Below are 4558 nucleotides of genomic sequence, written 5' to 3' on the forward strand. Positions count from 1 at the left end.
GCCCTGGGGCGCTTTTTTATTTTCACGATTTCAATTAGTGGCTGCCGATTTCATTGCCAAGGAGAAAGTTCTCATCGCTACTGACCACTGCACCATATTTGAGGAAGTTCTTACCCAAAATCATGCTGTAGTGGAAACGGCTACGGTCTTGTAGGTTCACCCGAATTGTTTTTTCAACATCACCCAACTTGACGCGCATATTCACCACAGGGCGAATATTGGCCTTTTCGCCTTTTTTACCTTTTATACGCATGATATCAACAACTTCACGGGTAAAGTCTTGCTTTTTCCCCATGTCATTACTGTAAGTAAAACTCACCATAGACTTACCATCTTTCTTGAACTGTTTAATGTTCAAAGCGTTCATCGAACTAACATCTGCACCTGTATCCAATTTAACAGGGAAAGTCATACCCTCGACTGTCGCGTTTTCGATATGGCCTGCCGTGAAGATCGGGTAGGCATCAAGTAAATTTTCGCTGCGAGTATTTATTACCACACCGGCTTTGACGGCTTTTTTACCAATAATAAAGTACGGTTCATCCCCTTCGTCGCCATCGAGAGCTTCTAACGCAAACTCAACATTCACCGCTTTGCCACCAACAATGAATTCACCATCAACCACTGGGCGAACGGTCTCTCCAACTCTTATTTTTCTTAAGATAGTCTTGGTGATTTTTTCCGAGTTACCTAAGTCATTCGACAGGTAATACTCAACTTTGTCGCGTCCTTTGGCTTCTATCATTTCAAAACTTGGCAGTTTTAAAAGCGGGGTGCTAACAGTAAATGACGGCTCCGCAGATAGAGGTTGGCCATCCAAAATAAGTTCCTCTACAGGTGAAACCACCAGAGGCTTACTTTTGAGTCGAGCGGCAAAGGTTTGCTTTTTAGAACCAAGTAATTCCTTACTCTGGGTATCAATCACAAAAAAGCGGCTCAATGTATTTTGGCCCAAACGCAACTGGGTACTGAACTTAGAGCGATCCTTTAGGTATACCAAAACGTGCTCTGAGAATTGATCACCGATACTAAAAGGAACGTACACCAGTGGGTATGTTTGATCGCCAATTGAAAGCATTTTTTCTAGCGGGTAAGTGACGCGCTTTGTCGCCTCTTCGCGGCCTGACAAATCAAATGATACACTGCGGTTCATTTCATTAATTTCAATATTGGTTGCGTGTAAAATACTGTGGTTATTTTTTAGTGATAGGCTTACTCCCACAGGGACATCATCAATCTCACCCGATCCCTTTCGGCCAATAACTAACGCATCATCTTGTGTTTGTAGATAGTCGTACCCTGCCATAACCCAAGCGTTGTTTGTCAGAAATGTCTTACCAATCAAAATCGGAGCCGTAAAGCCACTACGATCAGTCAAGTTAACCTCTGTCTCAACGGTCTTGCCTGCAATGCGCATAGGGATCTTAACTACGGGCCTGTAAATAGGCGTGGCACTGGTGCGACTGCGGATAACACTAGTTCGAGCAAGTGGTCGCTCCAGCGTAATAACCTCTCCTGAGTATGGGTGTCTTAGATCAAATGTTACCACCCCTTTAAAGCTGCGCTCTTCATTGTCAAACTCTTCCAGCCACCAATCACTGGCGCTACCACCATATTCGTTAACAATGGTCTTTAGTAACTCAGCATCCTCGAGTCCTTGATATTTCGGGTTTAAACTGCGGACATGAACACGCTCTGCATGCATAGAGGTGGTATCTGCACCTGTATCAATTTTTCCGACAAATGGGATCCCTTTAAGCTCTTTAATGTCTTCGTAGTAAACACTTTCGATGCGGCCCAGAACAGCCTTATCCTGGATAGAAAGTGCTGGCGACTGAGTGGTCGCAATATTAGCGGCCGACACACTCCAAGCAGCCGTGAGTGAGGTGGCTAGCATTACCCATTTTATAACTGTTTTATTCATTCTGAATATCCATTGTTGACCAGACAGGACCACACAACCGACACGTCTGCGCAAGCTCGGTGTATTTCGCGTTACTATAAACATTACAGAAAATTAACTGAATATCCATGTGTATATCAATAAATTAGCAAATCATCATTCACTTTGCGGAGCGTTCTATGTGAGAAAAATTACCAAACAATTGCAAAATGCTCGGCAAGCCCTTATATCCTAAGTCATACAGTGAGTGGGAATACCACCCAAATCAATACATTAAAAAGAGAGTACACGGATGAGCCACGCTATCTGTCAACTGATTGCCAAAGAATTAAACGTACGCGCGCAGCAAGTAGATGCCGCTATCACATTGATTGACGACGGCAACACCGTACCTTTTATTGCCCGTTACCGAAAAGAAGTAACCGGCGGTTTAGACGATACCCAATTGCGTACTTTGGATTCTCGCCTCAGTTATTTACGAGAGCTCGATGATAGACGTCAAACGATTCTTAAATCTATCGACGACCAGGGTAAGCTCACGAGTGAGCTCAAACTCGAAATCGAAAATGCAGACAACAAAACGCGATTGGAAGACCTTTACTTACCCTATAAACCTAAGCGACGCACCAAAGGTCAAATTGCCATTGAAGCCGGATTAGAGCCTCTGGCCGACCTGCTTTGGTCCGATCCAAGTCACCACCCAGAAGATGTTGCCTCGTCATTTATCGATGACGCGAAGAACATTACTGACAATAAGGCGGCTCTGGATGGTGCGCGGGCTATCATCATGGAACGCATTGCTGAAGATGCAGGTTTATTAGAAAAAATTCGTCGTTATTTAAACCGTAATGCCGAGTTAACTTCTCGGGTTGTTAAAGGCAAAGAACAAGAAGGCGAGAAGTTTAAAGACTACTTCGATCACAACGAAGCCATTAGCAAAGTACCATCACATCGCGCGTTGGCAATGCTTCGAGGCCGTAACGAAGGTTTTTTGCAACTATCACTCAATGCAGACCCGGCTAACCAAGAGGGGGGCCGTGAATCTTACTGTGAAACCCTGATTTCTGAGCACTATCGGATCCACTTGAGCCAAGCTCCCGCCGATGCATGGCGTAAGCAGGTCATCAGCTGGGCATGGCGAATTAAAGTCTCCATGCATATGGAAACCGAGTTGATGGGCGCACTTAAAGAGCGCGCCGAAGTGGACGCGATCACGGTATTTGCCACCAACTTAAAAGATTTGCTTATGGCAGCGCCCGCAGGGCCAAGAGCGACATTGGGTTTAGACCCAGGTCTGCGAACCGGGTGTAAAGTCGCCGTTGTAGATGCAACTGGCAAAGTGCTGGCCACAGAGACGATTTACCCTCACGCCCCGCAAAAACAGTACGATAAAGCCGCCCAAGTAGTCGATGGATTGGTTCGACAATTCAATGTCGATCTTATTGCCATCGGTAACGGTACGGCTTCCCGAGAAACGGACAGTTTTACCGGAGAGCTTATCAAACGTGGCAACCTTAAAGTGCAAAAGATCATCGTTAGCGAGGCCGGTGCATCGGTATATTCCGCTTCAGAGTTGGCGGCGAAAGAGTTTCCAAATATGGATGTATCTTTACGCGGCGCTGTGTCTATCGCACGACGTTTGCAAGATCCCCTAGCAGAACTTGTTAAGATTGAACCAAAATCGATCGGGGTTGGCCAGTATCAACACGACGTAAGTCAAACCAACCTAGCCAAGCGTCTTGATGCTGTTGTGGAAGATTGTGTAAACGCGGTGGGCGTCGATGTGAATACGGCCTCGGCTGCGCTACTTACACGAGTCGCAGGTCTCTCTACCACTATTGCCCAGAATATCGTGGACTATCGCGATGAGCATGGTCGATTTGAAGCTCGAACTACGCTTAAAAAAGTCGCGCGCTTAGGGCCAAAAGCTTTCGAGCAGTGCGCTGGGTTCTTACGCATTATGGACGGAAAAAACCCTCTTGATGCATCTTCTGTACACCCAGAATCTTACCCCGTGGTAAAAAGTATTGCCGAGAAAACAGGCCGAGCGATGCAATCTATCATCGGCGACAGTCAATTCCTTAAGACGGTCAATGCTGTTGACTACACCGACGATACCTTTGGTCTACCAACGGTAAGCGATATCATTCATGAGCTAGATAAACCCGGTCGCGATCCCCGTCCAGAGTTCAAAATGGCAACATTCGCAGAGGGTGTCAACAAGATCACCGATTTGGAACCGGGAATGGTTTTGGAAGGTGTGGTTTCCAACGTAGCTAATTTTGGCGCATTCGTTGATATTGGGGTTCATCAAGACGGTCTGGTTCATATCTCTGCGCTTACAGATAAGTTTGTTGCCGATCCTCGTGAAGTCGTCAAGGCTGGCGATATCGTCAAAGTAAAAGTTATGGAAGTGGATGCGTTGCGCAAGCGCATTGGCTTGTCGATGCGCCTTAGCGATGAACCGGGGCAAGATAACCGCCCCGCTCGAAGCGGCAACCAGCATTCTCGCGAATCAAAAAGTTCACAACGTCAACCGCGGTCACCTCGTCAGGGCAATGGCAACAATGCCATGGGCGGCGCGTTTGCCGCAGCGTTTGCCAAAGCGAAAAAGTAGACCCATGTGAATCGCGTAAAAAGAGCACCCATGTGGTG

Annotated in this window: 2 protein-coding genes; one reads left to right on the forward strand and one right to left on the reverse strand. The window is 46.6% G+C overall.

Translation table 11 applies throughout. From position 1 onward, the window contains the following. Positions 1-34: 34 nt before the first annotated feature. Positions 35-1924 carry a putative ATP-dependent zinc protease gene (locus LNL84_RS19490; protein WP_244359524.1) on the reverse strand — a complete coding sequence of 630 codons (1890 nt, stop codon included), beginning with the start codon at positions 1922-1924 and terminating at the stop codon, positions 35-37. 271 nt (positions 1925-2195) lie between these two features. Here LNL84_RS19490 and LNL84_RS19495 point away from each other — a divergent pair, with 271 nt between their 5' ends. Beyond that, the gene (locus tag LNL84_RS19495) at positions 2196-4520 is read left to right on the forward strand and encodes a Tex family protein (protein ID WP_244359525.1); all 2325 of its coding nucleotides are present in this window, start codon (positions 2196-2198) and stop codon (positions 4518-4520) included. Positions 4521-4558 lie beyond the last annotated feature (38 nt).

This window comes from Vibrio gelatinilyticus, from assembly GCF_022836845.1.
Classification (GTDB): domain Bacteria; phylum Pseudomonadota; class Gammaproteobacteria; order Enterobacterales; family Vibrionaceae; genus Vibrio; species Vibrio gelatinilyticus.